Genomic DNA, 26,253 nt, shown 5'->3' on the forward strand with positions numbered 1-26,253 from the left:
CTTCCCGGTGAGGTAGCAGATTGATCAAAATCATTGTTTGAATCTCCGCAAGGCCAATCCACAGGCCGTCAAATACGAGGGAGCCTCACGGCGCATCTTGCTTTCGCGCACCGCACTACCCACGGCCATGCCATCAAAAGGATTGACGATCTTGGATTCAACACCCGTACTTTCACGGACCTGATCAGTCAGGCCTGGCAGAGTCGCCGTACCCCCAGCGAGCATCACGTAATGGACCCGATGATGCGGGGTGCTGGTGTAGAAATATTGAAGTGCTCGGCCAATTTCTTGGGCCATGATTTCCATAAATGGAACAAGCACATCCTGTTCGTACCCATCAGCAACATCGCCCGTGATCTTCTTCTGCTCAGCCTCTTCGAAAGACCAGCTGTACTGCCTAGAAATCATTTGTGTGAGCTGCGAGCCTCCAAATGCTTGCTCACGGTCGTACAAAATTTCTTCATTTCGAAGGACTTTAAATCCAGTCGTTTCCGTTCCAATTTCGAACAAGGCCACCAACGAATCCAGCCCCTTATTCGGCAAATTCTCAATCACGCGACTCATGGCCATACGCGACGCGTTGGACTCAATATCAAGCACCACGGGCTTGAGGCTCGATGACTCAGCGAGGCCTTGTCGATCCTCGACCCGATCCTTACGAGCCGCCGCGATCATGACGTCCACATCCCCGACGGCTTCCGAACTCGGTCCAATGACGCAAAAGTCCAGACACACCTCGTCCAAGGAAAAAGGAATGTACTGATTGGCTTCTGACTCTACTTGAATCTCAAGCTCATCATCCGTCAGACCACCGGGGAGGACGATTTTCTTGGTGATGACCGCAGACTGCGGCATCGCCATCGCGACAAACTTCGTTTTGGTACCGCTCTTTGTCACCACCCGTCGGACAGCTTCAGCGACCTCATCGAACTTTTCAATTTGCCCGTCAGTGATCCATCCTTTACCAAGAGGTTCACTGGCGAATCGCTCCACGGCGTACTCACCAGCAGGCGTCATTGATAGCTCAACCAGCTTCACACTTGAGGTGCTGACGTCCAATCCAATCAGGGGTGGGTGCCGACGGCGTAACAAACGATCAAGAATGCTCACGGGGTTCCCCTGCAGCAGGCACTGTCTGCTTCGGACTGTTAATAATTCACTTCAATCCTAGCAACAAAGCCCAGCAGACACAAAGACTTTCTGGCGCTGACGGCCCGTCACATGTTGCAACCAAGACACGCTCAGCGGTGAACCGACTTCTCCACGATCATCTGAATGATTGTGGTCGATTCGGGGTCGCCACCCTATCACATTCTGCGCAAACACCGCAGTCGCCGACTCGCAATTGACCCCCGAAATGGGTTCCTATAATCCTCCCCCAAACCCATCACGATGACCACACCGCGCCTTCGACACTATGAGTGCTACTGATCCCCTTGCCGCACCCATCGCCGAGATGCAGGAGCCGTGGGTCTTGCGGGCTAGACGATGGCTGGTGGTGACGCTGGGGCTCGTGATGGGAGGCGCCTTGGCATTGCTGCTGCTGCTCGGTATTGCCCTAGCATCAGCGTACCCTCACCTACCCGATATCAAAAGCTTGGTGGACTATCGCCCCAAGCTTCCCATGCGAATCTATTCCGCTGACGGTGTTCTCTTGGGTGAATTTGGGGAAGAACGGCGAAGTTACTTGCCGATTGCCGAAATCCCTAAGGTCATGCAAAACGCAGTTTTGGCCATTGAGGATGCCCGCTTTTATCAGCACGGCGGCGTTGACTACGTTGGTGTCATGCGGGCCGGCTTCGAAAATCTGCGCGAGGCACGTAGCCAAGGTGCATCGACCATCACCATGCAGGTGGCTCGCAATTTTTACCTTTCATCTGAAAAGACTTTCACCCGAAAAATCTATGAAATTCTGCTCTCGCTCAAAATCGAAAGCGTCTTAAGTAAAGAGAAGATTCTTGAGGTTTATATGAATCAAATCTTCTTGGGGCAGCGTGCCTACGGCTTTGCTGCGGCCAGTGAAGTTTATTTTGGCAAACCACTTAAGGACATCAGCGTGGCTGAAGCTGCCATGTTGGCCGGACTGCCTAAAGCGCCATCTGCTTATAACCCCATCGCAAATCCCAGTCGGGCGAGAGTGCGCCAGCGCCACATCATTGAGCGCATGTATGAGAACGGGTTCATCACCAACCAACAGCGAGAAGCCGCATTGGCCCAAGAGCCCAAAGTTAAGACGGCCCAAGAAGTCCCAGTGCACGCGGAATACATCGCTGAAACAGTCCGGCAGCTTGTCTTCAACCAGTATGGCAATGCCACCTATACCCGTGGCTTGAACGTCCACACCTCCATTCTGTCCGGCGATCAATCGACAGCGTATCGCGCACTGCGCCATAGCGTGCTTGAATATGAGCGCCGTCAGTTTTTCCGCGGCCCCGAGGCCCATGTGGATCTCCCCCATGATCCCAAGATCATCGACACCCGTATTGCCGAAGCCCTCGAAGATCACCCAGACAACGGCGAACTCAAGGCCGCCGTTGTGCTTGAGGCCAGTACGCGCAAGGTCGTCGCTGTCCTCCAAAATGGCGAAAACCTGACCGTCAGCGGTGATGGTCTTAAACCGGTGGCATCGGGCTTGGCGGACAAAGCCGCACCCAATATTCAGATTCGTCGGGGTTCGATCATTCGTGTTCTCAAGGGACCCAAGGGCGACTGGACCATCACTCAACAACCAGAAGTTGAGGGCTGCTTCGTCGCCATGGACCCCAAGACAGGTGATATTCGTGCGCTGGTTGGCGGTTTCGACTACAACAAAAACAAGTTCAATCACGTTCTCCAAGCTTGGCGCCAACCTGGATCAAGCTTCAAGCCATTCATCTACTCAGCCGCCCTAGAGAAGGGATTCACGCCTTCGACCGTCATTGATGACGCTCCCTTGTTTTTTGACGCAGGCACCACGGGTAGCCAACCATGGGAACCGAAAAACTACGATGGCAAATTTGAAGGCCCGATGCCCTTGCGCAAAGGTCTGGCCAAATCGAAAAACATGATTTCGATTCGCGTGCTTAACGCGATCGGTCCCAAATACGCTCAAGGCTGGGTCAGTCGCTTTGGTTTTGACCCTGAGAAACATCCTGCTTATCTGACCATGGCGCTGGGTGCGGGTTCGGTCACACCGATGCAAATGGCTGTCGCGTATTCGGTCTTTGCCAACGGCGGCTACCGTGTCAACCCCTCCTTGATCACCCATATCACCGATTCATCGGGCCGACCCATCTTGCAAACCAAATCGCATCCGCTGAATGAGTCGATGCGAGCCATTGAGCCGCGCAATGCTTTTTTGATGACAAGTCTCCTCCAAGAAGTCACCCGCAGTGGCACGGCAGCCCGTGCCCAAGCCATGCTCAAGCGGCCGGACATTTACGGTAAGACGGGGACCACGAACGACTCGATGGACGCGTGGTTTGCTGGCTACAACCCCAACCTGACCGCTGTTGTCTGGATTGGCTACGACACGCCCAAGAAGTTGGGCGACAAGGAAACCGGCGGCGGTCTGGCCCTGCCCGTCTGGATCGATTACATGAGCTATGCCCTACGCAGTATTCCAATCCGAGAACCCGAGCCCCCTGAAGGGATCGTCAATCTCGGCAACGAGTGGTATTTTGAAGAGTTCACGCACAGTCACCACGCGCCCCTCGCTGAAGAAGGGACGGCGGCTGACAGTCCAGGCATTCCAGCCGTGCCGCCTGCCGAAGAGCGTAAAGGGCTGCTGGATCTGTTCAAAACAAACTGAGTGGCGGCCACGCCAGCGGTTGCCCTGCTTGGCGGCTCGCTTGTTGCGATAGCACGGCGAAGAACTCAGCACCTGTTCGGGTATCACACCAGCGACCATCGGCATATTTGTAGTGCGACCCCCCAGCTTGGGCCGCCAACCAGAGCTCATGCAAGGGTGGCTGCATGTTCAGAACCATCTTGCTACCGTTGGGAAAAGACAACTCCAACAAGCCACCCGTGCGATGCGTATCGATATCAATCACATCTGCATCAAGCCACGCATCGATGGTGGCCTCCACATGAGTCAGCGTCTTGGTTGCAAGCGCAAGGTATTCGGCATCACTGAGATTCGTCGTCATCGTCATCCTCGATAATTCATCCATGTCTATTCGATTCAGTGTATCCAGCCGAGGGCTGGTCGTGCTTGGCGGGCTTGTATGCCTGACCATGCTTCTCCCCAACCTGAGCGGCTGTGGTCAAAAGGGTGCTTTGATGCTTCCGAGCGCCATCAAAGTCGCCCCCAACATGACACCCGCGTCATCAACGACAGCGACGTCGGCGCCAGCCGCCATCCGCGCCACGGAGGCGCATTGATGTTGCCCGGCAGCCCTTTTCTCCATCGCGATGCAGCCGGCAGCCTCCATCTCGAAGCGCTTGAACTGAACGAGCTGGCCAGCCGCTTTGGCACGCCGCTCTATGTCTACTCCCGTAGCGCCATGCAAGCTGCGGTGGCCGCCTACCAACGTGCCTTGGCTGGGCGTCAGCATCTGATCTGCTACGCCATGAAGGCCAATGCCAACTTGGCGGTGTTGCAGACCTTCGCCCAAGCGGGCTGTGGTTTCGACATCGTCTCAGGCGGTGAGTTAGCCCGTGTGCTGGCAGCAGGTGGCTCGGCCGACAAGGTGGTGTTCTCGGGCGTCGGCAAAACCCGCGCCGAGATGGCCCAAGCCTTGGAAGCTGGCGTGCGCTGCTTCAACGTTGAGAGCATTCCTGAGTTGGCGGTGCTGGACGAAGTCGCCCGCGCCCACGGCGTGCGCGCCCCAGTCAGCCTGCGCGTCAACCCAGACGTGGACCCAAAGACGCACCCCTACATCTCGACCGGTTTGAAGGGCAACAAGTTCGGCATCGCCCACAGCGAAGCTCTGGTCACGTATCAGCGGGCCGCTGAGCTGCAAAGCTTGCACATCACCGGCATCGACTGCCACATTGGCTCGCAGATCACCGAGGTCTCACCCTACCAAGACGCCCTGGACCGGGTCTTGGATCTGGTCGAAGCGCTCGAAGCGCAGGGCCTCTCGATCCATCATCTCGATTTGGGTGGTGGCTTGGGTATCACCTACACCGATGAAACCCCACCCACGCCTGAGCAACTGCTGGCGCCCTTGCTGGCGCGGATCGATGCGCGCGGCCACAGCCAGCGTGAGATCGTGCTGGAGCCGGGGCGCTCACTTGTGGGCAACGCGGGGGTGATGCTCACCGAAGTGCTGTTCCTCAAGCCCGGCGAGCAAAAGAGCTTCTGCATCGTCGATGCGGGCATGAACGACCTGATGCGCCCGGCCATGTACGAGGCCACCATGGGCATCGTGGCGTGCCAAACCAACACCGAAAAAGCCAAGACCGCGCACACATGGGACGTTGTGGGCCCGGTCTGCGAATCAGGCGACTGGCTGGGACGAGACCGCGACTTGGCTGTGGCCCCCGGCGACCGTCTGGCGGTCTTGTCCGCTGGCGCTTACGGCATGAGCATGGCCAGCAACTACAACGCCCGAGGCCGCGCCGCTGAGGTCATGGTCGAAGGCGATCAAGCACGCTTGATTCGTGAACGCGAATCGGTCTCTGACCTTTATCGCCTCGAAAAGCGCTGGGACTGAAGCCCCGCTCCTCTGAGTGCACCGCTTAGCGCAGCACCAAATCGACATCCCGGTACAAGGCTTGGGCTTGTGTACCGGTGTTGTCGCTGTCGGTCATGATGGCCAGCCCGATCAAGCGCCCGGGCTCTTCGCCAAACACCCGGCGGTAATCGGCCGCCACATCACGCTCGTAGCTGAGCCAGCGCCCCAAGCGGGCCGTGCCGCTTTCCACCACCAGATCACGGATCCGGTCAGTGCGAGGATTCACGACCACGCTGTCCGTGGCGGCCTTGTGATCCCAGACATACATCAAGGTGGCATAGGGCGGACGCTCACCCGACATCAACTCAGCCATCTCAAACAACGCTTGGTTGCGCATCGACAGCTTGGCATGGTCGCCATCGAAGGCGAGGATGACACGCACCGACGCATCTTCTAAATCCGACTGACTCACGTCCGCCAACAAGTTGGCTTGATCCAAACGCCAAGAAAAGCGTACCTTGGCCTCACCGCAAGCATCGATCTTCAAGGTGCGGCGCAGCATGCTGGCCGACTTGTCCGCGGTGGCCTCAATGACGCGCGCGCCGTTCTGATCCATCCAGCGGTACGTGGTCGGGCGCTTGCCCGGCAAGTTCACCGGCACCCAAGCTTGCTCCGCCGACAACGAGGTTTCTGTTGAAGTCACCGTTGACACAGATGATGCTTGGTAAGCACAACCTGCCAACGATAGGCATGCGATGGCTATCGATCCCAAACGCCGAAACATCATTTGAAAAACCCATGAAAAAACCCTGCCGCAAGCGGCAGGGTTTCGATCAGACAGAAAAACCGTCGCGTCAGGACTTAGAACGTGTGTGCCACGCCAAAGCCGACATCGGTCTTATCCTTGGCCGAATCGCCATTCTTGTAAGTACCGTAGTTGCCATACAGCGACGTACGAGCGCTCAGCTTGTGCTGATAGCCCAAGCCCAAGACGGACACGTTCGACGGCACGGTTGCACCGCCTGTTGTATCGATGTAGGTGCTGGCTTCAGCAGCTGTACCGATATGTGCCCAAATCGAACCAGCCGCGCCAATCGGTGCGCGCAGACCAACGAGGTAAGCACTGGTCTTCGTTGCCGCTGCAGAAGCACGCACTTGACCATTCTCAAAGTTCGCAAACAGCTTGACGGCACCCAGATCCACCGAAGCACTCAAGAGCACCAAATCCTTGTCTTTGCCCAAACCGCGATCGACAGCGGTACGAACATCCACCGGACCGGCCACATACTTCAAACCGAAGGTATGACCATGTTCAGGCGTGGTCGTGGGGTTGGGCGTGTTGACGAAAGTTTCCGGGAAAACCACATCCAACGAAGCCGACAGGCCACCGATGCTCGGCGAGTTGTACTGCACGGTGTTACGCGAGAACACGTGTGCGCAGCTGGTCGCAGCCGCAGTGCCAGCAGCGCCCGGATCGCAAGCATCAAACGCCAGAACCTTGTAAGCATTCGAGTTGCTACCGCCCTTGGTACCGTTCGGAGTTTGGTGGTTCTTGAACGTGGTGGTGAACACTGTGCCCACATCCAAGGAACCGTAGCTGGCGTTGCTCAGGCCAACCCACGAACCAAAGTTACCAAAACCGGTACCGCCAGCAGGGGCTGCTGCGGTGTTCGGCGTGGTGGTGGTGGTGGTGGTGGTGGCAGTGATCGGCGCAGTGGTCGCTGTACCGTTGATGACCGTACCTGTTGGGATGGTGGTGGTCGATGTCGACGTCACAGCGTTGGCACCCGAGTCACCGTTGTCACCGGTAAATTCGTGCGAAAGGGTGAAACCAGCCTTCCAGCCATTGCCCAAGTCTTCCACACCCTTGAAGGTGAGGTTGCTGGTCGCCATCTTGCTGGCTGCCATTTGCAGAGCCGTTGCGGTGGACTTTTCCAGACCCACGTCGATCACGCCCGAAATGGTCACGGAAGATTGGGCCGAGGCGGCTCCAGCGATAGCGGACAGCGCAGCAAGAGCGAGCAAAGACTTTTTCATGGAATGATCTCCTAGGTTGAACAGGGGTTCAGGTAGGCTTTAGAAGCCAACGAGGGCGACCTTGACTGAACCGGTTTCTCTTGAAGAAACTGACGCAATTCCACCAGAGCGCCCCAGAATTGCAAAGCCAATTGAGACAAATCGCACAAAAACGTTGTTGTAATGCAACAAAATGCCGAAGAATCATTGATTTCATGACAAATCAGTGACATGCAATCACGGGTTTTCCCTCCCAAAATCTTGCCAACGACTTACATCATGTCGCCCACCCCATCTTCAGCCCATCGCACACCTGTTGAACCGCGTCTGTCCGGATCCGATCGGTTCTTTGAATTGCTCGATCAGAGCTTGCGCACACTCTGGGCTCGCCCACAAGCGGAGCGTCAGGCCCCGGCACCCGAGCAAGCCGATGGAGAACTCAGCGACACGGAACGCAAAACCTCAGCAGCGCTGATGCGCGTCAATCATGTGGGTGAGGTGTGTGCTCAAGCGCTCTACACCGCCCAAGCCTTCACCACGCGTGACGAGAAACTGCGTCAGCACTTGCGCCGGGCGGCTCAAGAAGAAACGGATCATTTAGCGTGGACGGAAGATCGCGTTCATGCGTTGGGTGGACGAACCTCTTTGCTCAATCCCTTGTGGTACGGCGGGGCTTTGGCCATCGGTTTGGTTGCCGGCCGTTTGGGTGATCGCACCAGCCTCGGCTTTGTCATTGAAACCGAACATCAGGTCGAACAGCACCTCAATAGCCACTTGGCACGTCTACCAGCGCAAGACCAAAGCTCGCGGGCCATCGTGCGCCAAATGCGCGATGACGAAATCGCCCACGCCGATGCAGCGCAAGCCGCAGGCGGCATCCCTTTACCGGCGCCTGTGCGCTGGCTGATGAAGACTGCGGCCAAGGTCATGACCACCACCGCCCACCGCATCTGATCCGCCTTCAGGCGGCCTTGATTTCAACACTGCTGGTGATGGATGCTGTCTTTGCCAGCATCGCCGTGGCTGAGCAGTACTTGTCAAACGACATCTGCACGGCCCGCTCAACGGGTGCCGGGCTTAAGTTGTGGCCGGTCACCACAAAGTGCAGGTTGATGCTTGTAAAGACCTTGGGCTCAGTTTCGGCTCGCTCAGCCTGAACCTTGACTTGGCAACCCGTCACGGCGTGGCGACCGCGCTTCAAAATCAGCACCACGTCATACGCTGTACAAGCGCCAGCGCCAGCCAGCAAAGTTTCCATCGGCCGAGGGGCCAAGTTACGGCCACCACCCTCGGGGGCGCCGTCCATGGTCAACAAGTGACCACTGCCGGTTTCGGCGGAAAAAGCCATGCCGGAAGCCGGCATCCAGTTGATCGTGCATTCCATCGAAGAGGATCCTCATCGCTTCAAAGTCGGGAACGGCATTGTGACGGGATCTCACCCCCAAGTCGGGGATACGGCGGAAATGCAAGTTACGTTGCAGTGCAGCAATGGCTCATCTACAATCGATCGCATTGGGCTCCGCCAAAAGCAAGCCCTGCTCCTTGTCTCCTCCACCCTCCTCAAAAAAAGGTGGATTCAGCCCGGCACCTTCTGGTTCCGGGCTTTTTTTCGGCTCCGCGATAATCAAGGCATGACTTCCTCACCCATGCCTTCGCCCGACGACCGAACCCTGATGCTGCGCGACTATCTGCAACGCATCCTCACTGCACGCGTCTATGACGTGGCCCTTGAATCGGAACTTCGACCTGCGCCCAACTTGTCGAAGCGACTCGGCAATCGAGTTTTGTTGAAGCGTGAAGATACCCAGCCTGTTTTCAGCTTCAAGCTGCGCGGGGCCTACAACAAGATGGCCCGACTCAGTCGCGATGAATTGGGGCGCGGCGTGATCTGCGCCTCCGCCGGCAATCACGCCCAAGGCGTGGCGCTCGGGGGTCAACGTTTGGGCTGTCGCGCTGTCATCGTCATGCCGACCACCACCCCTCAGCTCAAAATCGACGCGGTGCGCGCCCGAGGCGGTGAGGTGGTTCTAAGCGGCGAAAGCTATTCCGATGCCTACGACCATGCCTTGACCTTGGCGGTCCAAGAAAAAATGACCTTTGTGCACCCTTTCGATGACCCTGACGTCATCGCCGGGCAAGGCACCATCGGCATGGAAATTCTGCGACAGCACCAAGGCCCGATCGACGCCATCTTTGTGGCGATCGGCGGCGGTGGCCTGATCGCCGGGGTTGCAGCCTACATCAAGGCCGTTCGCCCAGAGATCAAGATCATCGGCGTGCAAACCACCGACTCCGACGCCATGATTCGCTCCGTCGAGGCTGGCGAGCGTGTGCGCCTCAATGATGTGGGCCTTTTTTCGGATGGCACGGCCGTGAAACAAGTCGGCGAGGAAACCTTCCGCGTCGCTCGCACCCTGGTCGATGACTTCATGCGCGTCGATACCGATGCCGTCTGCGCCGCGATGAAGGATGTCTTTCAAGACACGCGCGCCATCCTTGAGCCCGCGGGTGCCTTGGGCGTGGCCGCCATCAAACAGTACGTTGAGCGCACCGGCTGCCAAGATCAGACGCTGATTGCCATCACTTGCGGCGCCAACATGAACTTCGATCGGCTGCGCTTCGTGGCCGAACGCGCCGAGGTGGGCGAACAGCGTGAAGCTTTGTTTGCGGTCACGATTCCCGAAGAACGCGGCTCATTCAAACGCTTTTGCGAACTGATCGGCCCGCGCAGTGTCACCGAATTCAACTACCGCATCAGCCATGCACAGCAAGCTCACATCTTTGTGGGCCTGAGTCTGAGCCAGCGGGGTGAATCCGAACGCATCGCCGAGCATTTCCGCACCCAAGGCTTCGCGACAGTGGATCTGACGCGTGATGAGCTCGCCAGCTCACACCTGCGTCATATGGTCGGCGGTCGCTCAGAACTGGCACAAAACGAACGCCTGTTTCGCTTCGTTTTCCCGGAACGGCCCGGGGCGCTGATGCGCTTTTTGTCGAGCATGCATCCAAGCTGGAACATAAGCCTGTTCCACTACCGCAATCAGGGCGCGGATTACGGCCGCATCCTGATCGGTGTACAGGTGCCAGAAAACGATGGGAGTGCGTTCAAGGATTTCTTGGCCACCTTGGCGTATCCCTGCGTCGAAGAAACAGATAACCCCGTTTACCGTTTATTTCTTCGCTGATTGGGCCCAAGAACCTTGCGTCTGATGCTTGTTTGAGTCCCTGACGGCAGCCACAATCAGCGGCAATGACAACACACCCGATTGATGCACAGCCGATGGTGGTGCCCATCGCTGATGCGGCTTTAGAAGAATCGATTCGCTACCGTCTGGGGCAGCGACGCTTGGCTCACGGCACACCCGGTCCCCTGGCCCCCTTGGAAATGCTGGCTTTGCGCTTGGCACTGATCCAGAAACAGCCTCATCCACGCATCAAGCAAGCACAGTTGGTGATTTTTGGCGGCGACCACGGTTTGGCGGTGGATGTGGTGGCACCCAGTCACATTCAAGACAGCATTGGACTGATTGATGACATTCTGGCGTCCAGAGTCCCCCTGCCTGTGTTGGCGCATCAGCGTGGCATGACGACCCGGATCGTGGATTGCGGCTTGGCCACCGATCTGGCGGCTCAGCCCGGCGTGCTCGCGCGCAAGATTGCCCACGGCACCCGCAATTGCCGCATGGCCGCAGCGATGACCGTGGCCCAAGTTCAAGCCGCCATCCGTGCAGGCCAAGACATTGTTGAAACCCTGCCGGGTAATCTGCTGGCTTGTGTCGGCTTGGGGACCGGTTCGCATGCCGTGGCGGCGCTGACCCTTGCGCAGGTTGCTGGATTTCCCTTGGTGGAACTGACGCATACCGATGGCAATGCGGGCATCCAAGAGTCTCATCTGAAGAAGCTATCGCTGATTCAAAAAAACCAAAACCGTCACGGCCTGATCGAAGACCCGATAGAAGTGCTGGCCGCCTTTGGCGGTTTTGAAACAGCCATGATGGTCGGAGCCATGCTGGCCGCCGCGAAACAGCGCCACACGCTGATGGTGGAAGGTTTGAATGCCTGCGCCGCCATGCTTGTGGCTCATCGGTTGAGTGGTCATGCCATGGGTGATTACTGCTTTGTGGCCAGTCCACCCTCCCAACCCTCATGGATCGAAACCCTCATCGGCAAGGTGGGTGCGCAAGGCTTACCCAGCATCGGTTTGGACGGTATCGATGGCACCCAATTACCACTGACACTGCCACTGCTCGAAGCGGCATCGGCCTTGCTCAGCGACGTGCAAGACGTCGCATCCTAAAGGTCACTGCGGCTAACGCGCCGCCGGCATGGCCGCAGCGATGGGACGTCCCAACGTACTGGGCATGTTGGCCGCAGCAGGAGGCGTGGCCCCAGGCACTGCGGCGGCAGCCGGCACCGTCGTCGGCACCTTCAGCCAATCAGCCGCACGTTGAGCGGCAGCCGAGAGGGTTCCGGTTGCCGGAGGAGGCAGAGCGGGCAAGTCAAGCACCGTGATCGCTGCTTGCCCCACGGGTCCAAGCCGAACCTGTCGGGCGCTGACCGACTGCAACACCCAATCGCCATCGACCAGATCTCCGACCTCAAAGGCACGAGCGGGCTTACCGTCGATGGACAACAGCGCTAGCCCTTGACGATCTGAGGTCGGCGATGAGGCAGCAGCAGCCATGCCCACCAAGCGAAAGCGACCCACCGTCGCACTACCGCCAGCACCGGCAGAAGCCGACGAAGTCACAGAAGCCGCCGCCACAGCAAAGAGCCGCAGGGGGTCACCCTTCAACGTTTGCTCCATCGTCACCATGCGGGCATGTGCCGGCACCGGTTCCGGACGAACAAAGAGTTTCAGCCCCCAAGCGACCGCGCAGACCGCTAGGAGCGTCCAAACCATCCATGCTGTGATTCGAGCCACCATGGGGCGATTATCATGGATCCCCCTCTCCTCTTCACGGTGCTACCCGATGCATTTTTCCTGTCCATCGTTCGTCTTGCGCATGATCGACACGCGTCATGCCGCCCACCGGGCCGTGCAACGCGGTTTTACCTTGATCGAGTTGATGGTGGTGCTGGTCATCATCGGCGTCTTGGCCGCCTTGGTGGTACCCAGCGTACTGGACCGAGCCGATGACGCCCGAGTCACCGCCACGCGCACTGACATCGCCAACCTGATGCAAGCCCTGAAGCTGTACAAGCTGGACAACCAACGCTACCCCACCGCCGAGCAAGGCTTGCAAGCTTTGGTGATCAAACCTGCGGCAGGTCCAATTCCGAACAACTGGAAGCCCTATCTTGAAAAGATGCCCAACGATCCTTGGGGGCGGCCATATCTGTACGTTTACCCGGGCGTCAAGGGTGAGATTGACGTCTTCAGCTACGGCGGTGATGGTCAAGCCGGGGGTGAAGGCAAGAACGCCGATATCGGCTCTTGGCAGTGACATCCCTTCGGGGCTTCACGCTGCTGGAGTTGCTGATCGTGGTCATGCTGATCGGTGTGGCCAGCGCGGTGGCCTCCTTGGCCCTGCGCGACAGCGGCGACACCCGGCTTGAGCGTGAAGCTCTGCGGCTGGCCTCTTTGTTTGAATCCGCACGAGCCCAAGCCCGAGGCTTTGGCACCGTGGTGCGCTGGCAGCCCCGCAGCACCAAACCCGAGGCAGATTTCGAATTCACCGGTTTGCCCGAGATCGCCAAGTTACCCGAGCGCTGGCTGGAAGACGAAACCCGAACCAGTGTGCAGATCTGGCTCGACGACCGCCGCGAAACGGTGGTACTCGGCCCTGAGCCAGTGATTCCCGCCCAAGCGGTCATCTTGGCCGATGAACATCACCGCATCATCTTGCGAACCGACGGTTTGGGGCCCTTCCTGATCAGCCATGAGATGGCTGATCCTGCGGCTTCAGCAGCGAAGTAGTCCAGCATGCACAAGCAGCGTGGCATGACGCTCATTGAAGTGATGGTGGCCTTGACCATCGTCGCCATCGGTCTGACCGCTGGCCTGAAGGCCGCGAGCGCCTTGGCGCGCAACACCGAACGTCTGGCTGATGTGCTGGCTGGGCAGTGGTGTGCTGACAATCAGCTCACCGGCCTGCGCATGACCAAGCAGTTTCCCCCTGTGGGTGACAGCGATGTGAGTTGCGTCCAAGCGGACCACACCTATCGCATCCATCTGATCGTGCGTCCGACCCCCAATCCGAACTTTCGCCGCGTCGATGCTCAAGTGCATGATGACCTCGATCAGCCGGTCCTGACGCTCTCCACCATCCTGACGAGGTTCCCTTGAGATCGCGTCGTGGTGGCTTCACCCTGATCGAGGTGCTGATCTCGCTGTTCATCATGGCGTTGATGGCGGCCATGTCTTGGCAGGGGGTGGATATGGTGATGCGCACCCGTGATACAGCGCAACATCGCCTCGACGATTTACTGCGCATGCAATCGGTGCTGGCGCAATGGGAGATCGATTTACGCAGCATTGACCTCAACGCACCTGTGCCCAATTTATCCTTTGACGGCGCTCATTTGCGATTGATCCGACATCAGCCGGATGGCATTCAAGTGGTGGTATGGAGCGTCCAAAAGGGTGAATTGCTGCGCTGGAGCGCCCCCCCCACGACCCAAGCAAATACGCTGCAAGAACATTGGTTTCGGAGCCAGCAATTACGCGGCAACGAACCCGGTACCCTGCATGCGCTTTCGGGCATCGCTTCTTGGCAATTGCAATACTTCTACGGCATCAGCAACGCATGGAGCAACGCCCAATCGACGGGTGAAGCGGAAGGGACCGACGGTGCAGCTTCTGGGACACGCCCGGCCTTGCCCGATGGCGTGCGCCTGATCCTCCTTCTCAGTCCGACCAGTGGTCGTAGCGGCAGCATCACCCGCGACATTCGCTTGATTCACCCATGATGAACGCCTCTCGGCAACGTGGTGCCGCTCTGCTCACCGCCATGGTCATCGTGACGCTGGTGACCACGGTGGCCTCAGCCATGATCTGGCAGCAGTGGCGGGCCATTCAGGTCGAAGCTGCCGAACGCACCCAAACCCAAGCGCAGTGGATTCTGAACGGTGCTTTGGATTGGGCCCGGTTGATTCTGCGTGAAGACAAGCGAGCTGCTTTCACCCAAGGGCAAATTGCCGATCATCTGGGCGAACCTTGGGCCATGCCCTTGGCGGAGGCACGTCTTTCAACCTTTTTGGCCGCCGAACGCAACACCACCGAAGATGCGGGCCCGGATGCCTTTCTCTCTGGCGCCATCAGCGATGCCCAAGCACGCTACAACCTGCGCAACTTGGTGCAAAACGGCAAGGTGGTGCCCGACGAGAAGGCCAGCGTGCTCCGCCTGTGCGAATTTGTCGGTGTCTCGACCCAAACGGGCACCCAGTTGGTTGAGGCTGTGGCGGCGGCGTTGCTCAACCAACCGCAGACCCCCGGTGGTCATGTGCCTTTGATGCCCCCCCGCGTCGAACAACTCGACTGGTTGAAGATCGATGCCAGTGCCGTCAAACGTTTAGCGCCGCATTTGATCTGGCTACCTGAGGTCACCCCCATCAATCTCAATACGGCCAGCAAAGAAGTGATTGCTGCGGTCATCCTTGGTCTGGATCTCGCCACCGCCGAACGCGTGGTTCAAAGCCGTCAACGCAAACACCTGCGCATCACCGAAGATCTCTTCCCCATCATTGGCTTCAGACCACCGTCGCTCAACATGACCCGTATTGAGACCAAAACTGATTTTTTTGAAATCGTTGGTGCCTTACGTTTAGATGAACTGATCGTCAGCCAACGCTCGTTGGTCAAACGCGTGGGTCTGGAAGTGCGTATTCTCTCGGTCGAACGCGTCGGACCAGGGGTCTTGCGGCCACCCGCCGCCGCCCCGTCTTTTTGATGGGCCCGTGTGTAACCACACCCCTACAATCGACCCCATCTTCTTGTCGGCTTTCACCACCTCGACTGCATGAGTTTGCTTGTTGTTCAACTGCCAGCACGTCTGCGCCTGCATCCCAGCATGCCGGTCGGTGTGACTGTGCCAACGCCCAACAACACTGCGGTCTACGGCTATGTCTACTCAAGCAACGGCATCTTGGTCGATCAGGGCCAGTGCGTGGCCGCCTTGCTACCCAAGGCCACCAGCACCGTGGCGGTGCTGGCCGAAACCGATCTGAGCTGGCATCGCATCACCTGCCCCAAAGCGCCGGCCTCCCGACTACGCGCCGCCTTGGCCGGCACGCTCGAAGAGCAGCTGATGGATGAACCCGAGTCGGTGCATTTCGCTTTGGAGCCCGGTGCCCGCGCCGGCGAGCCCGCCTGGGTGGCGGTCACCGATCGGAGCTGGCTGGCCGAGCAGATTGAGCACTTGGAACGATCCGATTGCATCGTTGATCGCGTCAGTCCACCGATGTGGCCCGGAGAAATCCCACGGGGTCATTTTGGGCAAGACTACGACAGCCCAAGCGACGCCGTGCTCCTGACGTGGGCCCACAGCGAGGGGGTCGCAAGCTGGCCGCTGAAGGGAGGTCTGTCTCGGGCCCTGCTGCCCGACCGGCTACCGGCCAATTCGCTTTTCAGCGCCAACCCAGCCATGGCAGCCGCCGCTGAGCGCTGGCTTGGGCAACCCGTCCACATCGTTTCAGCCGCCGAACGCTTGCTGAAAATCGCTGAGTCACGCTGGAATCTGCGCCAGTTCGACATGGCCCCGCGCCACCGCACCGCCGCATGGCTGCGGGATGTCAGTCGGGAGTTTCGCTCCCCCGCTTGGCGCGCCACCCGCCAAGGTTTGATCGGCTTGGTGTTGATCAATCTGATCGGCCTGAACGCTTGGGCGTGGATGCTCAAAGAGCAAGTCAGTGCTCAACGACAAAAAATCGTGACGCTTCTCCAACAAGCCCACCCCCAAGTTCGGGCCATTCTGGATCCCGCCGTACAAATGCGCCGTGAAAACGAGACCCTGCGCGCCATGGCGGGCAAAAACGGCGACACCGATCTCGAAACCCTGCTGACGATCGCCGCCAGCGCTTGGCCCGAGCAAAGTTCCGTCCAAGCCTTGCGTTACGACGGCCAACAGCTGCAACTCGACGCACCCACCTTGGCTCCCGCACAGGTCGATCATCTACGCAACACCCTGCGCGCTGCCGGCTGGCAGGTCGAAAGCGCCGCATCAGGCCAAGTCACACTGCGTCACGGCTCAGGAGCAGCACGATGAGCCGCCGCGTTTTGCCCGCACACTTGGGCAGTGTTTTTGCACCCTTGGTCGAACCCTTGCTGAAACAAGGCATCACCCGCTGGGATGCCTCTTCTAAACGCGAGCGCGCCGGTCTGGTGTTGGCCCTGCTCAGCCTCAGTGGCTATCTCCTTTGGAGCATGGGACTGCAACCCGCGTTGAAGACCCTCAAGTCCGCCCCTGTCCAGCTTCAAGAGCTCGACGACCAAGTCCAACAGATGCAGCGTCTGGCGGCCGAAGCTCGCGATCTGCGCGCGTTGCCGGCCGTGTCCGCCAATGAGGCAGAAACAGCCCTGATGGCTGCCAGCGCGCGCCTTGGCACCACGACACGCGTCACGCCCTCGGGAGATCGCGCCACGGTCACGTTCAGCGACGTCAGCCCCGTTGCCTTCCAAGCTTGGTTGGGTGAAATTCGCGGCGCAGCACGCGCCCGGGTGCTGGATGCGCAATTGCAGCGCAGCCCCAACAATCCCACGTACAGCGGTACCGTCACGCTGGGCTTGGTCCGAGCCCCCTCATGATCAAGCTGCGCGTTGCCCCTTTGGCCCCTCGCATCACCCGACGATCGCGGGCCCCCGGAGGAGGAGGGCCAACACCCGCCCCTCAACGCGGCATCCGGCGCTGGGCGTGGATCGGCACGTGGATGGGTTTGGTGATCGGTTTGTGCCTCTTCGCACCAGCCACTTGGTTGGCCAACGCCGTGCAATCGGCCACCCAAGGTCGCCTGCAACTGGCTGAAGCCCAAGGTACGCTTTGGGCGGGTAGCGCCTTGTTGGTGCTGACCGGCGGGCCCGGCAGTCGCGATGCCCGCTTGCTACCGGGTCGTTTGAACTGGACCTTGGCGCCGTTGAGCGTCTTGTCGTGGCGCCTGAGCCTGAACCATGAGCAGCATCTGCACAATCCGGTGCAAATCGATTTGCTTCCTGGCTTGGGTCGGCTGCGCGTCGAAGTGCACCACCCCCATGAAGGCATCGGCCACTGGCCTGCTGCTTGGCTGGCCGGCTTGGGCACACCGTGGAACACCTTGCAAATGGGTGGAGCGGTACGACTGGACAGTCAGAACCTCGCTTTTGAATGGGCCCAAGGCCGTCTGGCACTTCAAGGCAGCTTGACGTTGGAATTGCGGGATTTGTCCTCCCGCTTGGCGACGTTGCCGCGTTTAGGCACCTACCACATTCAGCTGCAAGGCGATGCCGCCGGAGCCGGTACCGCCCAAATCAATCTCAGCAGCGCCGAAGGCTCGCCCTTGCGTCTGTCTGGCTCGGGCAGTTGGAGCGCCAGCGGCCTGCGTCTGCGTGGTGAAGCCGCAGCCGCCGACGAAGACGCGCCAGCCTTGGCCAATTTGCTCAACATCATCGGGCGACGCGAAGGCACGCGTACCCTGCTCACGATCGGATGATCCATGATCCCGCCCATGATCCTGCGCCTGACCCCTTCCCCCTTGACCTGCCAGCGTGTGCTGCTCAGCGTGCTCAGTAGCTCCTTGGCGCTCGGCCCCATGGCGACCCTTGCTGCCCCCAAAGCCATCACGGCCGCCCGTGAACCGGTGACGCTGAACTTCGTCAACGCCGAAATCGATGCGGTCTCAAGGGCCATGGCCACCATCTTGGGCCGCCCCATCGTGGTCGATCCGCGCATCAAAGGCACGATCACGCTGTACAGCGAACAGCCCCTCACCCCGCGCGAGGCCTTTCTCAACTACATGGCCGCACTGCGAGGCCTCGGCCACACCGTCATCGACGTGGCCGGCTTGCTCAAAGTGGTGCCTGAGGCCGATGCCAAGGTGCAGACCGGCACCGTCTCGGTGGGTGCGGTGACTCGCGCGGGCGATCAGATCCTCACGCAGATCTTTCGGCTGCAACACGAAAACGCCAACAACTTGGTGGCCGTGCTGCGCCCGCTGATCAGCCCCAACAACACCATCAACGCCAACCCGGGCAACAACAGCCTGGTGATCACCGATTACGCCGACAACCTCAAACGCATCGCCACGATCATCGCAGCCACCGATGTACCCGGTGGCACCGAAGTCGAAGTGATTTCGCTCAAGCACGCTGTGGCGGCCGATTTGGCCCCGGTGGTGCAACGTTTTGCGGACACCGGGGCTGCCGCAGCCATCGCGGGTCAGCCTGGGGGCAGCAGCGGTAGCGGCGTCACGATCAGCGCTGACTCCCGCACCAACACCTTGCTGGTGCGGGCCCCCAATCCGACCCGCATGGCCATGATGCGCAGCACCATCGAACGCCTTGACCGCCCAGCCGCAGGCAGCGGCATCGGCGGCAACATCTACGTGGTGCACCTCAAAAACGCCGACGCGGCCAAGCTCGCCACGGTGCTGCGAGCGGCTTACGGTGCGGGCGGCGGCGCGGCCTCGGGGGGCAGCGGTGGCGCCAACCTGCCCGTGCCGGGAGCACCGGGCGGTGCATCGCCTCAAGCCACCAGCCCCGTGTCGGCCTCAGCCAGCCCTTCGACCGGCGGTTTTATCCAAGCCGACCCCGCCACCAACACCCTCATCATCACGGCGCCTGAGCCGGTTTATCGCCAACTGCGCGCCGTGATCGAACAACTCGATGCCCGCCGTGCACAGGTTTACGTCGAGTCGATGATCGTCAAGATGGATGCCCAGCAAGCGGCGGAATTTGGCTTTCAGTGGCAAAACCTGATTGGCAACAACGGCGACAAGACCGGTGCCTACATGGGCACTAATTTCAACAACGGTGCCAGCCCGAACATCGTGAGTCTTTCGGCCGCCGCCGCCGCCGGTGGCACCGCAGCGGCCAACATCACCTTGGGCACGGGCTTCAACGTCGGTTTGCTGCGCAACATCAACGGCATTTACACCTTGGGTGGGCTGGCGCGCTTTCTGCAAAACAACACCGACAGCAACATCCTGTCCACGCCAAATTTGGTCACGCTCGACAACGAAGAAGCCAAGATCGTCATCGGCCAAAACGTGCCCTTCGTCACCGGCAGCTTCACCAACACCGGCACCAGCAACGGCTCGGCCAATCCGTTCCAGACCATCGAGCGCAAGGACGTTGGCCTGACCCTGCGCGTCAAGCCGCAAATCGGCGAAGGCGGTACGGTGCGGATGGCGATCTACCAAGAGAACTCCTCGGTCAACAACTCGACGACCTCAGGCTCCTCCGGTCCGATCACTGACAAAAGTTCGATCGAAACCACGGTGGTGGTCGATGACGGTCAAATCATGGTGCTGGGCGGCTTGCTCAAGGACGAATACGCCGACGGCGAAGACAAGGTGCCCTTCTTGGCCAGCCTCCCGCTGATCGGACACTTCTTCCGCAGCGAAACCCGCAAGCGGGTCAAAAGCAATCTGTTGGTCTTCCTGCGCCCAGTGGTCATGCGCACCCAAGACTCGGCGGATCGGCTGACGATGGACCGTTACGAAAAGATCCGGGCTCAGCAACTCAACCAGCAACCCCGGCCCTCGTCCCTGACACCCATCCAAGAGTCCCCCGTGCTGCCGCCCCTGAAACGCTCGGTCCGCATTCAGCGCGCCAGAGATCGGGCGGCCGAGGTCTCGCCCACCGACGCCCCGTTCTGAGCAAGAGGCTGGCTGATCATGGCTGTGCTGCGTCACCCCCTGCCCTACGCCTTTGCCAAGGCGCATAACCTTCTGATCGAAGACGACGGTCACCGCTTGGTGCTCTACGGCGACCCGGAGGTTTCCAAGGACGCCTTGGGCGAGGTGCTGCGCCATTTTGTGGTCGATGCGCTAGAGCGTGAACCGATCGAGAGCTTGGGGCGGCGCATCGCCCAAGCCTATGCTGGGGGTGAATCCAGCGCCGCTGCGGTGGTCGATGAGGTCGAAAACACGGTCGATTTCTCGCAGATGATGCAAGACCTGCCCGCCGTGGAAGACTTGCTAGAGAGCGCCAACGACGCGCCCATCATCCGCATGCTCAACGCCTTGCTGACCCATGCGGCCAAAGACGGGGCCAGCGACATCCACATCGAACCGTACGAGCGCAACTCCTCGGTGCGCTTTCGTGTCGATGGCACCTTGCGCGAGATCGTTCAACCCAATCGCGCCTTGCACGCCGCCCTGATCTCGCGCCTGAAGATCATGGCCGAGCTCGACATTTCTGAAAAACGCCTGCCGCAAGACGGCCGCATCAGCTTACGGATCGGCGCGCGCGCCATCGATGTGCGCGTCTCGACCCTGCCTTCGGTGCATGGGGAGCGCGCGGTGCTGCGTTTGCTCGACAAGGGCGACGCCAAGTTCTCGCTTGAAGGCTTGGGCATGGCGGGTGAGACCTTGGCGCGCTTTCACCGCATGGTTCATCAGCCGCACGGCATCGTCTTGGTCACGGGCCCGACCGGTTCGGGCAAAACCACCACGCTCTACGCCGCCTTAGAGCGGCTCGACACCAGCACCACCAACGTGCTGACCGTTGAAGATCCGGTCGAATACGAATTGGCCGGTATCGGCCAAACGCAGATCAACGCCAAGATCGACCTCACCTTTGCCCGGGCCCTGCGCGCCATCCTGCGCCAAGACCCCGACGTGATCATGATCGGCGAAATCCGCGATTTCGAGACCGCCCAAATCGCCGTCCAAGCCTCGCTCACCGGCCACTTGGTGTTGGCGACGCTGCACACCAACGACGCTGTCAGCGCCGTGACCCGTCTCACGGACATGGGCATCGAGCCCTTCTTACTCAGCTCCAGCTTGCTGGGCGTGCTGGCGCAACGCTTGGTGCGCCAGCTCTGCACCCACTGCAAGGTGCAAGACGCCCCAACCGGCCGCTGGCGCGCGGTGGGTTGCGACAAGTGCGGCCAAAGCGGCTACCGGGGCCGCAGCGGTATTTATGAATTGATGGTCTGCGACGACCCGCTGCGCGCGCTGATCCATGGTCGTGCGCCCGAGTCGCAGCTCTTGGCCGCCGCCCGCGCGGGGGGCATGCACAGCTTGCGTGAAGACGGCGAGCGCTTGGTGCGCAGTGGCCAAACCTCGCAAGAAGAGTTGCTGCGCGTGACGCGCGATTGATTGGCATCCCCCACCGACACGCACCATGCCCGCCTACCGATTTGAAGCGCTGGACGCCGAGGGCAAGACCAGCTCCGGCTTGCTCGAAGCCGACAACGCCAAGGCGGTGCGGGCCCAATTGCGCGCGCGGCAACTGGTGCCACTGGACGTGCAGCCGGTGGCGTCCAGCGAAGTCAGCGCCGCCAGCCGCAACTTCGGCTCCAAACGGGTCTTCTCGGCCACCACCTTGGCCATCTGGACCCGCCAGATCGCTGGTCTGGTCAGCGCCGGTTTGCCGCTGGAGCGCGCCCTCACCGCCCTGAGCGAAGACGCCGAGGCCACCAGCCTGCGCGAGTTGATGGCGCAGCTCAAAGCCGACGTCAACGCCGGCTCCTCCTTCGGCAGCGCCTTGGCCAACGCGCCCAGCGAGTTCGACGAGGTCTACCGCGCCGTGGTCGCGGCGGGTGAGCAAAGCGGCCAACTCGGCAAAGTGCTCGAACGTCTGGCCGACGACTTGGAAGAGCGTCAAGCACTCAAGGCCAAACTGATCGGCGCCGCGCTCTACCCGGCCATCGTCTCGTTGGTGGCGGTGGTGATCGTGATCTTCTTGGTCACCTATGTGGTGCCGCAAGTGGCCCAAGTTTTTGCCGGCGGCAAGCGCAGCCTACCTTTTTTGACCGTGGCGATGCTGGCCATCAGCGGCTTCATCCGCCAATGGGGCTGGCTGCTGGCCTTGGGTCTGGGCGGCGGCTTCGGCATGCTGGTCTTGGCGCGACGCAACGAAGTCACCCGCGAGCGTCTGGACGCGTTCTGGCTCACCCTGCCGTTGGTGGGTCGGCTGGCGCGGGGCTACAACGCGGCGCGCTTTGCTGGCACGCTGGCCATGCTGGCGGGCTCTGGGGTGCCGATCCTCAAAGCCTTGCAAGCCGCCGCCGAAACGCTCTCGAACCGCGCCATGCGCAGCGACGCCATCGATGCCTTGGCCCGGGTGCGCGAAGGTGCGCCGCTGGGCGCAGCGCTGGCGGCCAAGAAGCGTTTCCCCGGACTGCTGTCGATGTTTGCCCGCTTGGGCGAACAAACGGGTGAGCTGCCACGCATGCTCGACCGCGCTGCCGCCCAGCTCTCGGCCGAAGTCCAACGTCGCGCCATGCAGCTGGCCACGCTGTTGGAGCCCTTGCTGATCGTCGTCATGGGCGCGGTGGTGATGGTGATCGTGCTGGCCGTGCTGCTGCCCATCATCCAAATCAACACGTGGGTGAAGTGACACTGAGGGGCGGTTCAGTGACATCGTCCGCAGAACGCGTTCTGCGGCGTCCTGCAAAACCGGCACGGATCATGCATGCTTGAGGTACCGACTTTCAGGAGCAGGCATGAGCACCGATCTGGTTCCCTCCCGCACCCCGTCCCAAGCCATTCCGGTGGCCAAGATGCGCCCGGTCTATCAACTCGGCGAGGTTGAAAAGCGTCTGGGTAAGCTGCCGCAGCGTGATCACGAAAGTCTGCGCAGCACCTACGAGCGCATGCTCGAAAAAGGCCCAGACCGCTTCCAAGTCAAGCCCTCCGGCCTGCCCGCCATGGCGCACCTCTACGAGGAGCTGCCCAATTTCCACAACGTGCTCGACGACGTGCGTCGCCAGCTTGCCCTGTGCGAAGACAGCCTCGATGCCCTCGAAATCACCCCGATCCTGCTGCTGGGCCCGCCCGGCGTGGGCAAAACCCACTTCGCCCGCGAGATCGCCAATTTGCTCGGCACTGGCATGGGCTTTGTGTCGATGAGCTCACTCACCGCTGGCTGGGTGCTGTCAGGGGCGTCAAGCCAATGGAAGGGCGCGCGCGCTGGCAAGGTTTTCGAAACCTTGGTGGACGGCCAGTACGCCAACCCGGTGATGGTGGTCGATGAGATCGACAAAGCCAGCAGCGAACACGCCTACGACCCGCTGGGCGCGCTCTACAGCTTGCTGGAGCACGACACCGCGCACCACTTCATCGACGAATTTGCTGAAGTCGCCATCGACGCCAGCCAAGTCATCTGGGTGGCCACCGCCAACGACGAACGCAGCATCCCCGAGCCGATCCTCAACCGCATGAACGTCTTCGAAGTGAGCAGTCCAGACTTCGACGCCGCCCGCACCATCGCTTTGCGGCTCTATCAATCGATCCGCTCAGCCCACCACTGGGGCGAACGCTTCGAGCCCGAACCGCATGAAGCGGTCTTGGCCGGCATGGCCCGACTCGCCCCACGCGAAATGCGCCGCGCTTGGCTCTGCGCCTTCGGCAACGCCAAACTCGCCGGTCGCGATCACCTTGAAGCCGCTGACTTGCCCGGCAACAACGCCCCCAAGCGCAACACGATCGGGTTTGTGCACTGAGCTTGTCGCCATCGCTGGGTCGGACAGCTCAGTCATCCCCAGGATTGCTGTCGTCCACCCGCTCTTCCATCAACAGCCACTCAGCCTGCAACTCGGTTTCGCTGTGCATCAGCTTGATGCGGCTACCCGACGGCAACGTGGTGCTTAAACGCAAGGCCTTGGCGGCAGCACTTGCCAGCTTGAAGCTCGCGTGGGTTTGCAGCAAGCGGACATAGCGCACCGGCTGGGTGTGGAGTTCGAACAGGAAGTAAGGCATCGACAACTTTCGTGGGCCAGCCATGCTAGCAAAGGCCCGCTCTGGCACGAACTACCCTCTCGGGGTGCCCCATCGACCCTTTTTGGGCGATCAAACACCCACTCACCAATCCCCCGAAGCCCCGCCTCCGCCGCCACTGTCCGAACTGCTGCTGGAGCTGCTGTCGGAACTGCTGTAACCGGACGAGCTGAAACTGTTGCTCAATGACGGAGGCCCCGAAGGCGCATCGGCAGGAAGAAAAACATCCATCCAAGCGGCACCGTCATGCTTCCGAGGCGAGCCATCACGAGGGACAGCACGATGGTTCCCACAAACAAGCCCAGCACACCCCAGAACAGTGTGAGCGGATTGATATGGTGATCAAGCCCGTCAGCCGCAGGAACCGTACGCAGCATCTCCCCGATCCGCCCCACCGCTTCCAACAAGCCACCGGCAAAGTGACTCCCGCGAAAAGCAGGTTTCAGTTGCTGATTGATCACGCTTTGCGCGGCGGCGTCTGAGATCACTGGGCTGAGGGCACGGGGCACTTCGATACGCATCTTGCGGTCTTCAACCGCCACCACCACCCGCACATCCCGCCCCGGCCCGGAGGCCGCCAACTGGGCCAGACGCTCTTCCAAGGTTTGGCGCTACTGGGCCGACAACACGCCCGCCACATCGGTCACCGAACCCGTCAGCGTGGGCACCGGCTCTTGCCCAGCCCACGCCACACCAGCCCAAAAAAGTAACCCAAGAACGCCAAGAGCCCGAAACCAGTTTGTCAGATATCGCTTCACATCCATCCCCCTTTGCTGACCTTGGATCACTATGATCCGGTCATGGCTGCAAACCTTGACGGACGTCTAATCGTCGCCATTTCCTCGCGCGCGCTCTTCGACTTTGAAGAGGAAAACCGGCTGTTCGAGGCCACCGACGACACCGCCTACCGCCAGCTTCAGCTGGCCCGGCTGGATCAGCCTGCGGCGCCAGGGGTGGCGCTGTCGCTGGTGCGCAAGCTGCTGGCGTTCAATCAAGGCGACGAGCGGGCGCAGGTCGAGGTGGTGATCCTGTCGCGCAACGATCCGGTCTCAGGGATGCGGGTGTTTCGCTCGGCGCAGCACTACGGCTTGAACATTGAGCGCGGCGTGTTCACCCGGGGCACCAATCCGTGGCGCTACCTCAAGCCGCTCAATGCGCACCTGTTTCTCTCGGCCAACGAAGACGACGTGCGTCAAGCCTTGGCAGCGGGCATTCCGGCCGCCAAGGTCTATCCCCAATCGGCCCACGCCAGCGCCGCGCACCCGCATGAAGTGCGCATTGCCTTTGACGGTGACGCCGTGCTGTTCTCCGACGAAGCCGAGCGCATCTACCAAAGCGACGGCCTGCAAGCCTTTCAGCGCCACGAAGCCGCCCAAAGCCGCCAGCCCCTGCCGGCCGGTCCCTTCAAGCCGCTGCTCGAAGCCCTGCACCGCCTGCAACACGAAGGCAGCGCCAGCCCCAAAGCGATGCGCGTGCGCACCGCCTTGGTCACCGCCCGCAGCGCCCCAGCCCACGAACGCGCCATCCGCACCCTGATGGACTGGCACATCGACGTCGATGAAGCCATGTTCCTCGGCGGCCTACCCAAGGGCGATTTCCTGCGTGAATTCGAACCCGACTTCTTCTTCGACGATCAAACCGGCCACGTCGAACACGCCGCCGCCCACGTGCCCTCAGGGCATGTGGTGGCGGGGGTGAGGAATGTGGCGGGGGGGAATCGGTAATTCTTGCACTCAGAAGTACGAAAGGCTGATGAGCCTCACAGCTCATCAGCCCT

The 26,253-nt window shown here is 60.5% G+C and carries 27 protein-coding genes; 19 read left to right on the forward strand and 8 right to left on the reverse strand.

Annotated elements, in window-relative coordinates:
* Window positions 1–30: 30 nt before the first annotated feature.
* Complete coding sequence (locus AB3X39_RS04885; RefSeq protein WP_369416243.1) at window positions 31–1,110, reverse strand: pilus assembly protein PilM; 1,080 nt, start codon at window positions 1,108–1,110, stop codon at window positions 31–33.
* A 307-nt stretch (window positions 1,111–1,417) separates the two neighbouring features.
* Here AB3X39_RS04885 and AB3X39_RS04890 point away from each other — a divergent pair, with 307 nt between their 5' ends.
* A complete protein-coding gene (locus AB3X39_RS04890) occupies window positions 1,418–3,790 on the forward strand; it encodes a penicillin-binding protein 1A (RefSeq protein ID WP_473964889.1) in 2,373 nt (790 codons plus the stop codon).
* Here AB3X39_RS04890 and cyaY read toward each other — a convergent pair.
* Window positions 3,777–4,130 (reverse strand): iron donor protein CyaY, encoded by a 354-nt coding sequence (gene cyaY / locus AB3X39_RS04895; RefSeq protein ID WP_369416244.1) that lies wholly within the window; start codon window positions 4,128–4,130, stop codon window positions 3,777–3,779. The genes AB3X39_RS04890 and cyaY overlap by 14 nt on opposite strands.
* A 234-nt stretch (window positions 4,131–4,364) precedes the next feature.
* Here cyaY and lysA point away from each other — a divergent pair, with 234 nt between their 5' ends.
* A complete protein-coding gene (lysA, locus tag AB3X39_RS04900) occupies window positions 4,365–5,642 on the forward strand; it encodes a diaminopimelate decarboxylase (protein WP_369416245.1) in 1,278 nt (425 codons plus the stop codon).
* Window positions 5,643–5,667: 25 nt separating this feature from the next.
* On the opposite strand, the gene AB3X39_RS04905 is transcribed toward lysA, so the two are convergent.
* Complete coding sequence (locus AB3X39_RS04905; protein ID WP_369416246.1) at window positions 5,668–6,306, reverse strand: DUF3047 domain-containing protein; 639 nt, start codon at window positions 6,304–6,306, stop codon at window positions 5,668–5,670.
* Window positions 6,307–6,464: 158 nt separating this feature from the next.
* The gene (locus AB3X39_RS04910; protein ID WP_369416247.1) at window positions 6,465–7,640 is read right to left on the reverse strand and encodes a porin; all 1,176 of its coding nucleotides are present in this window, start codon (window positions 7,638–7,640) and stop codon (window positions 6,465–6,467) included.
* Between the two features lie 258 nt (window positions 7,641–7,898).
* Here AB3X39_RS04910 and coq7 point away from each other — a divergent pair, with 258 nt between their 5' ends.
* Entirely contained in the window at window positions 7,899–8,573 is a 675-nt protein-coding gene (gene coq7, locus AB3X39_RS04915; RefSeq protein WP_369416248.1) for a 2-polyprenyl-3-methyl-6-methoxy-1,4-benzoquinone monooxygenase, read from the forward strand.
* A gap of 7 nt (window positions 8,574–8,580) precedes the next feature.
* On the opposite strand, the gene AB3X39_RS04920 is transcribed toward coq7, so the two are convergent.
* Window positions 8,581–9,003: an OsmC family protein gene (locus AB3X39_RS04920; RefSeq protein ID WP_369416249.1), complete on the reverse strand. Its 423-nt coding sequence runs from the start codon at window positions 9,001–9,003 to the stop codon at window positions 8,581–8,583.
* 247 nt (window positions 9,004–9,250) lie between these two features.
* Here AB3X39_RS04920 and ilvA point away from each other — a divergent pair, with 247 nt between their 5' ends.
* The gene (gene ilvA / locus AB3X39_RS04925) at window positions 9,251–10,804 is read left to right on the forward strand and encodes a threonine ammonia-lyase, biosynthetic (protein ID WP_369416250.1); all 1,554 of its coding nucleotides are present in this window, start codon (window positions 9,251–9,253) and stop codon (window positions 10,802–10,804) included.
* 65 nt (window positions 10,805–10,869) lie between these two features.
* Window positions 10,870–11,916 (forward strand): nicotinate-nucleotide--dimethylbenzimidazole phosphoribosyltransferase, encoded by a 1,047-nt coding sequence (locus tag AB3X39_RS04930; protein ID WP_369416251.1) that lies wholly within the window; start codon window positions 10,870–10,872, stop codon window positions 11,914–11,916.
* A 12-nt stretch (window positions 11,917–11,928) separates the two neighbouring features.
* On the opposite strand, the gene AB3X39_RS04935 is transcribed toward AB3X39_RS04930, so the two are convergent.
* Window positions 11,929–12,546 (reverse strand): hypothetical protein, encoded by a 618-nt coding sequence (locus AB3X39_RS04935; RefSeq protein WP_369416252.1) that lies wholly within the window; start codon window positions 12,544–12,546, stop codon window positions 11,929–11,931.
* Between the two features lie 79 nt (window positions 12,547–12,625).
* Here AB3X39_RS04935 and gspG point away from each other — a divergent pair, with 79 nt between their 5' ends.
* The 12 genes from gspG to AB3X39_RS04995 all read left to right on the forward strand — a co-directional run bounded on the left by gspG (window position 12,626) and on the right by AB3X39_RS04995 (window position 24,202).
* Window positions 12,626–13,066: a type II secretion system major pseudopilin GspG gene (gene gspG, locus AB3X39_RS04940; RefSeq protein ID WP_369416253.1), complete on the forward strand. Its 441-nt coding sequence runs from the start codon at window positions 12,626–12,628 to the stop codon at window positions 13,064–13,066.
* A complete protein-coding gene (locus AB3X39_RS04945) occupies window positions 13,063–13,539 on the forward strand; it encodes a pilus assembly FimT family protein (protein ID WP_369416336.1) in 477 nt (158 codons plus the stop codon). The genes gspG and AB3X39_RS04945 overlap by 4 nt, the downstream gene beginning before the upstream one ends.
* A 6-nt stretch (window positions 13,540–13,545) precedes the next feature.
* Window positions 13,546–13,908, forward strand: coding sequence for a type II secretion system minor pseudopilin GspI (gene gspI, locus AB3X39_RS04950; protein ID WP_369416254.1), 363 nt, complete (start codon window positions 13,546–13,548; stop codon window positions 13,906–13,908).
* Window positions 13,905–14,531 (forward strand): PulJ/GspJ family protein, encoded by a 627-nt coding sequence (locus AB3X39_RS04955; protein WP_369416256.1) that lies wholly within the window; start codon window positions 13,905–13,907, stop codon window positions 14,529–14,531. The genes gspI and AB3X39_RS04955 overlap by 4 nt, the downstream gene beginning before the upstream one ends.
* Window positions 14,528–15,511, forward strand: a complete 984-nt coding sequence (gspK, locus tag AB3X39_RS04960; protein ID WP_369416257.1) for a type II secretion system minor pseudopilin GspK — start codon at window positions 14,528–14,530, stop codon at window positions 15,509–15,511. Before AB3X39_RS04955 ends, gspK begins: the two co-directional genes overlap by 4 nt.
* Window positions 15,512–15,580: 69 nt before the next feature.
* Window positions 15,581–16,825, forward strand: a complete 1,245-nt coding sequence (gspL, locus tag AB3X39_RS04965) for a type II secretion system protein GspL (protein WP_369416258.1) — start codon at window positions 15,581–15,583, stop codon at window positions 16,823–16,825.
* Complete coding sequence (gene gspM / locus AB3X39_RS04970) at window positions 16,822–17,364, forward strand: type II secretion system protein GspM (protein WP_369416259.1); 543 nt, start codon at window positions 16,822–16,824, stop codon at window positions 17,362–17,364. Before gspL ends, gspM begins: the two co-directional genes overlap by 4 nt.
* Window positions 17,361–18,242 (forward strand): type II secretion system protein N, encoded by an 882-nt coding sequence (gene gspN / locus AB3X39_RS04975; RefSeq protein WP_369416260.1) that lies wholly within the window; start codon window positions 17,361–17,363, stop codon window positions 18,240–18,242. The genes gspM and gspN overlap by 4 nt, the downstream gene beginning before the upstream one ends.
* A gap of 15 nt (window positions 18,243–18,257) precedes the next feature.
* Window positions 18,258–20,408: a type II secretion system secretin GspD gene (gspD, locus tag AB3X39_RS04980; RefSeq protein WP_369416261.1), complete on the forward strand. Its 2,151-nt coding sequence runs from the start codon at window positions 18,258–18,260 to the stop codon at window positions 20,406–20,408.
* 27 nt (window positions 20,409–20,435) lie between these two features.
* A complete protein-coding gene (gspE, locus tag AB3X39_RS04985; protein ID WP_369416337.1) occupies window positions 20,436–21,854 on the forward strand; it encodes a type II secretion system ATPase GspE in 1,419 nt (472 codons plus the stop codon).
* Between the two features lie 25 nt (window positions 21,855–21,879).
* On the forward strand, window positions 21,880–23,097 hold the full coding sequence (gene gspF, locus AB3X39_RS04990) for a type II secretion system inner membrane protein GspF (RefSeq protein ID WP_369416262.1): 1,218 nt from the start codon (window positions 21,880–21,882) through the stop codon (window positions 23,095–23,097).
* A gap of 106 nt (window positions 23,098–23,203) precedes the next feature.
* The gene (locus AB3X39_RS04995; RefSeq protein ID WP_369416264.1) at window positions 23,204–24,202 is read left to right on the forward strand and encodes an AAA family ATPase; all 999 of its coding nucleotides are present in this window, start codon (window positions 23,204–23,206) and stop codon (window positions 24,200–24,202) included.
* Window positions 24,203–24,230: 28 nt separating this feature from the next.
* Here the strand turns inward: AB3X39_RS04995 and AB3X39_RS05000 are convergent, their stop codons facing one another.
* A complete protein-coding gene (locus AB3X39_RS05000) occupies window positions 24,231–24,458 on the reverse strand; it encodes a hypothetical protein (protein WP_369416266.1) in 228 nt (75 codons plus the stop codon).
* Between the two features lie 22 nt (window positions 24,459–24,480).
* Between AB3X39_RS05000 and AB3X39_RS05005 the strand changes: the two genes are divergently transcribed.
* Entirely contained in the window at window positions 24,481–24,636 is a 156-nt protein-coding gene (locus tag AB3X39_RS05005; protein ID WP_369416267.1) for a hypothetical protein, read from the forward strand.
* 22 nt (window positions 24,637–24,658) lie between these two features.
* On the opposite strand, the gene AB3X39_RS05010 is transcribed toward AB3X39_RS05005, so the two are convergent.
* Window positions 24,659–25,078: a TPM domain-containing protein gene (locus AB3X39_RS05010; RefSeq protein WP_369416269.1), complete on the reverse strand. Its 420-nt coding sequence runs from the start codon at window positions 25,076–25,078 to the stop codon at window positions 24,659–24,661.
* Between the two features lie 198 nt (window positions 25,079–25,276).
* On the opposite strand from AB3X39_RS05010, the gene AB3X39_RS05015 reads away from it, so the two are divergent.
* The gene (locus AB3X39_RS05015) at window positions 25,277–26,200 is read left to right on the forward strand and encodes a 5'-nucleotidase (RefSeq protein WP_369416270.1); all 924 of its coding nucleotides are present in this window, start codon (window positions 25,277–25,279) and stop codon (window positions 26,198–26,200) included.
* Window positions 26,201–26,253: the final 53 nt, after the last annotated feature.

The organism is Leptothrix ochracea (genome assembly GCF_041083635.1).
GTDB lineage: Bacteria > Pseudomonadota > Gammaproteobacteria > Burkholderiales > Burkholderiaceae_C > Sphaerotilus > Sphaerotilus ochraceus.

Coding starts and splice junctions, on each gene's coding strand:
- AB3X39_RS04890 (WP_473964889.1), top strand. CDS start 1,418: ATGAGTGCTACTGATCCCCTTGCCGCACCCATCGCCGAGATGCAGGAG.
- cyaY (WP_369416244.1), bottom strand. CDS start 4,130: ATGACGACGAATCTCAGTGATGCCGAATACCTTGCGCTTGCAACCAAG.
- lysA (WP_369416245.1), top strand. CDS start 4,365: ATGTTGCCCGGCAGCCCTTTTCTCCATCGCGATGCAGCCGGCAGCCTC.
- AB3X39_RS04910 (WP_369416247.1), bottom strand. CDS start 7,640: ATGAAAAAGTCTTTGCTCGCTCTTGCTGCGCTGTCCGCTATCGCTGGA.
- coq7 (WP_369416248.1), top strand. CDS start 7,899: ATGTCGCCCACCCCATCTTCAGCCCATCGCACACCTGTTGAACCGCGT.
- AB3X39_RS04920 (WP_369416249.1), bottom strand. CDS start 9,003: ATGGAATGCACGATCAACTGGATGCCGGCTTCCGGCATGGCTTTTTCC.
- ilvA (WP_369416250.1), top strand. CDS start 9,251: ATGACTTCCTCACCCATGCCTTCGCCCGACGACCGAACCCTGATGCTG.
- AB3X39_RS04930 (WP_369416251.1), top strand. CDS start 10,870: ATGACAACACACCCGATTGATGCACAGCCGATGGTGGTGCCCATCGCT.
- AB3X39_RS04935 (WP_369416252.1), bottom strand. CDS start 12,546: ATGGTGGCTCGAATCACAGCATGGATGGTTTGGACGCTCCTAGCGGTC.
- gspG (WP_369416253.1), top strand. CDS start 12,626: ATGATCGACACGCGTCATGCCGCCCACCGGGCCGTGCAACGCGGTTTT.
- gspI (WP_369416254.1), top strand. CDS start 13,546: ATGCACAAGCAGCGTGGCATGACGCTCATTGAAGTGATGGTGGCCTTG.
- gspK (WP_369416257.1), top strand. CDS start 14,528: ATGATGAACGCCTCTCGGCAACGTGGTGCCGCTCTGCTCACCGCCATG.
- gspL (WP_369416258.1), top strand. CDS start 15,581: ATGAGTTTGCTTGTTGTTCAACTGCCAGCACGTCTGCGCCTGCATCCC.
- gspM (WP_369416259.1), top strand. CDS start 16,822: ATGAGCCGCCGCGTTTTGCCCGCACACTTGGGCAGTGTTTTTGCACCC.
- gspN (WP_369416260.1), top strand. CDS start 17,361: ATGATCAAGCTGCGCGTTGCCCCTTTGGCCCCTCGCATCACCCGACGA.
- gspD (WP_369416261.1), top strand. CDS start 18,258: ATGATCCTGCGCCTGACCCCTTCCCCCTTGACCTGCCAGCGTGTGCTG.
- gspF (WP_369416262.1), top strand. CDS start 21,880: ATGCCCGCCTACCGATTTGAAGCGCTGGACGCCGAGGGCAAGACCAGC.
- AB3X39_RS04995 (WP_369416264.1), top strand. CDS start 23,204: ATGAGCACCGATCTGGTTCCCTCCCGCACCCCGTCCCAAGCCATTCCG.
- AB3X39_RS05000 (WP_369416266.1), bottom strand. CDS start 24,458: ATGCCTTACTTCCTGTTCGAACTCCACACCCAGCCGGTGCGCTATGTC.
- AB3X39_RS05005 (WP_369416267.1), top strand. CDS start 24,481: ATGCTAGCAAAGGCCCGCTCTGGCACGAACTACCCTCTCGGGGTGCCC.
- AB3X39_RS05015 (WP_369416270.1), top strand. CDS start 25,277: ATGGCTGCAAACCTTGACGGACGTCTAATCGTCGCCATTTCCTCGCGC.